We start from the raw sequence: 2,641 nt of genomic DNA on the forward strand, positions 1-2,641 counted from the left end.
CCTGACGGCGCGAGGTTCACGCCGACCCCGACGTTCACGCGAGGGCCGAGGATGGCCCGCATCTCGGCCCGGCAATACGCGCAGCGCATCGGCGTCTCCGGCTCCTATGTCAGCCGGCTCGTCCGCGACGGAAAGCTGCCGGTCGACGGCCAGGGCCGGATCGACCCGGACGAGGCCGACCGCATCCTGGCCGCGACGCGCGAGCCGGCGCGGCGGGCGAACAGGATCGAGCCTGCTCCGGCACCGGCCCGTCCGGTGCCCCCGGCCGTTTCGCGACCGGCGCCGACGGCGCGACCGTTCGCGTTCGGCGACACGGCCATGCCGGGCTCGTCGGACCTGCCGACGCTGCTGCTGAAGGCGCGCACCAAGACTGAGGTCGAGAAGGGCCGTCTGCTCGAGCTAAAGGCGAAGGTCGAGGCCGGCCGCTTCGTCGATGCCGACGAGGTCAAGGTCGCCGCCTTCAACCGCGCCCGCATCGTGCGCGACGCGCTGCTCAACCTCGCCTCGCGGCTCTCGCCGCTGGTGGCGGCCGAGAGCGACGAGCGCGCCTGCTTCGACCTGATCGACCGCGAGGTCCGCCAGGCTCTCGACGAGCTTGCCGGCCCGATCTGACCGCAACCCTCATCCTGCCGAGGCGGCCTTGTGGGTCCTGGTGCCTGCCACGTGCTGTCCCTCTGCTCCGGAGGCGGCGGACTCGATCTCGGCCTGCGACTGGCGGTCCCGGCTGCTCGCGTCGTCTGCCACGTGGAGATCGAAGCCTATGCCGCCGCCGTCCTGGCGGCGCGCATGGACGAGGACCTCCTCCATCCGGCGCCTCTATGGTCAGATCTGCGAACCTTCGACGGCCGCCCGTGGCGTGGCCGCGTTCATTGCGTCACTGCCGGTTATCCCTGCCAGCCCTTCTCGGTCGCCGGGAAACGGCGGGCCGAGGCCGACGAGCGACACCTATGGCCGCACGTCGCCCGCGTCGTCGGGGAGGTCGAGCCCGACCTCGTCTTCCTGGAGAACGTCGCCCATCATCTCGCCCTCGGCTTTCCCGAGGTCGCCCGAGACCTGGTCGGCCTTCGCTACCGGCTTGCGGCGGGACTGTTCACGGCGGCTGAGGTTGGCGCGCCTCACAGGCGACAGCGCCTCTTCATCCTCGCCGAACGGCTGGCCGACTCCGACGACGGAGAACTTCCGCTCGCGCGGCGGCGACCGGCGGGACGAGGCAGGGCTCGACCGGATGGCGAAGCTCTGGGCGACGCCGACGGCGCGCGACGGGAAGGACGGTTACCTCGTCTCGACCGTGACGCCGGTGAACCGCCTGCTTGGCCGCCAGGTCCTGACGACCGGGACGGCTGGCGACGATGGCTCGAGCGAGAGCCGGGCACTGAACCCGCGCTTCGTCGAGGCGCTCATGGGCTGGCCGCCGGGATGGTCGGAGGCGCACCCACGAACACCGACCGGATCGAGCGATTGCGCCTCCTCGGCAACGGCGTGGTGCCGCTGGTGGCGGCGCATGCGTTCCGGGCTCTTCGCGCTCGGCTCGACGCCGATGCCGGACGCCGTCCCGGCTGACCTTTTCGCGACGACGGCCTGACGCCGTTGCACGGCTCGCAGCCGACTCCCGGCCCGACAGGAGCCGCTTTTTCGCACCGCAGGAGCAACAGCATGGAACGGGTAGCGTGGCATCGCGAGGCACTGGCAGACCTCGGCATCCGCGAGGCGCCGGGACCGGCGAACGACCCCCGCGTCATGAAGCTGTTCCGCGACGGCGGCTTCGGCTGGGTCAAGGACGAGACGACGCCCTGGTGCGCGATCGGCCTGAACGGCTGGCTTGCCCGCGCCGGCGTGCCGGGCACCTCCCGCCCGAACGCCCGCTCCTTCCTCGAGTGGGGCATCCGCCTGGCAGCGCCTGTGCCGGGCTGCATCGTGGTGATCGCGCGCCCACCCGTGCCCTGGCAGGGGCATGTCGGGATCTACGAGGGCGAGGACGACACCCACGTCCGGCTGCTCGGCGCCAACCAGAACGATGGGGTGGCTCGCGGCTGGTTCCCGAAGAGCCGGCTCATTCGCGCCGATGGCCGGCTCGTCTCCTACCGCTGGCCCAAGGGCATCCCGGTGCCGGCTGGCGCTGGCCCGGTCCGGCTCGCGCGAAAGGCCGGCACGCCCGAGACCCGCGCCGCCTGACTTCCACCTCACACCGCAGGAGCACCATCATGCTGACCGACACCAAATCCATCTTTGCCTCGAAGGGCGTCTGGGGCGGCGCGATCGCCGTACTGGCGGCGCTCGCCGGCCTGTTCGGGTACGCGATCTCGCCCGAGCAGCAGGCGCAGATCGTCGAGACGGCTGCGCTGGTCGCCTCGGGCATCGGCGGCCTCGTTTCGCTCTGGGGCCGCATCGCCGCGACCCGCCGTATCGGCTGACGCCGAGTTGCCGCCGTGTCCTGGCTCGGTCTCGCCCGGGCGCTCGTCGCGCTCGCGCTGGCGATCGCCGAGCAGGTCCGCAATCGCGGGCTAGTCGAGGCCGGGCGCGCGGCCGAGGTCGCCGACTCGTTGAAGGTTGCCCATGACCGGATCGACGAGGCGCTGGCTGCTCGTCGCGCTGCTCGCGCTCGCGATGCCGACCCTGGCCGGCTGCGCGACGACGACGGCCA

5 protein-coding genes are annotated in these 2,641 nt (G+C 72.1%); all 5 read left to right on the top strand.

The window, feature by feature from the left end; genetic code table 11:
• The first annotated feature begins 51 nt into the window (after nt 1-51).
• Nucleotides 52-612, top strand: coding sequence for a hypothetical protein (locus tag ACFE86_RS14245; RefSeq protein WP_375455984.1), 561 nt, complete (start codon nt 52-54; stop codon nt 610-612).
• 51 nt (nt 613-663) lie between these two features.
• Nucleotides 664-1,560 (top strand): DNA cytosine methyltransferase, encoded by an 897-nt coding sequence (locus ACFE86_RS14250; protein WP_375455985.1) that lies wholly within the window; start codon nt 664-666, stop codon nt 1,558-1,560.
• Nucleotides 1,561-1,653: 93 nt separating this feature from the next.
• On the top strand, nt 1,654-2,172 hold the full coding sequence (locus tag ACFE86_RS14255) for a TIGR02594 family protein (RefSeq protein WP_375455986.1): 519 nt from the start codon (nt 1,654-1,656) through the stop codon (nt 2,170-2,172).
• Nucleotides 2,173-2,201: 29 nt separating this feature from the next.
• A complete protein-coding gene (locus ACFE86_RS14260; protein WP_375455987.1) occupies nt 2,202-2,411 on the top strand; it encodes a hypothetical protein in 210 nt (69 codons plus the stop codon).
• Between the two features lie 15 nt (nt 2,412-2,426).
• On the top strand, nt 2,427-2,641 hold a 215-nt coding region (locus tag ACFE86_RS14265; RefSeq protein WP_375455988.1), incomplete at its 3' end, for a hypothetical protein.

The organism is uncultured Methylobacterium sp., from assembly GCF_964244095.1.
Lineage (GTDB): Bacteria > Pseudomonadota > Alphaproteobacteria > Rhizobiales > Beijerinckiaceae > Methylobacterium.

Bases quoted from the DNA above. Each gene is read 5' to 3' on its own strand.
- ACFE86_RS14255 (WP_375455986.1), top strand. From the start codon at position 1,654: ATGGAACGGGTAGCGTGGCATCGCGAGGCACTGGCAGACCTCGGCATC.
- ACFE86_RS14260 (WP_375455987.1), top strand. From the start codon at position 2,202: ATGCTGACCGACACCAAATCCATCTTTGCCTCGAAGGGCGTCTGGGGC.
- ACFE86_RS14245 (WP_375455984.1), top strand. From the start codon at position 52: ATGGCCCGCATCTCGGCCCGGCAATACGCGCAGCGCATCGGCGTCTCC.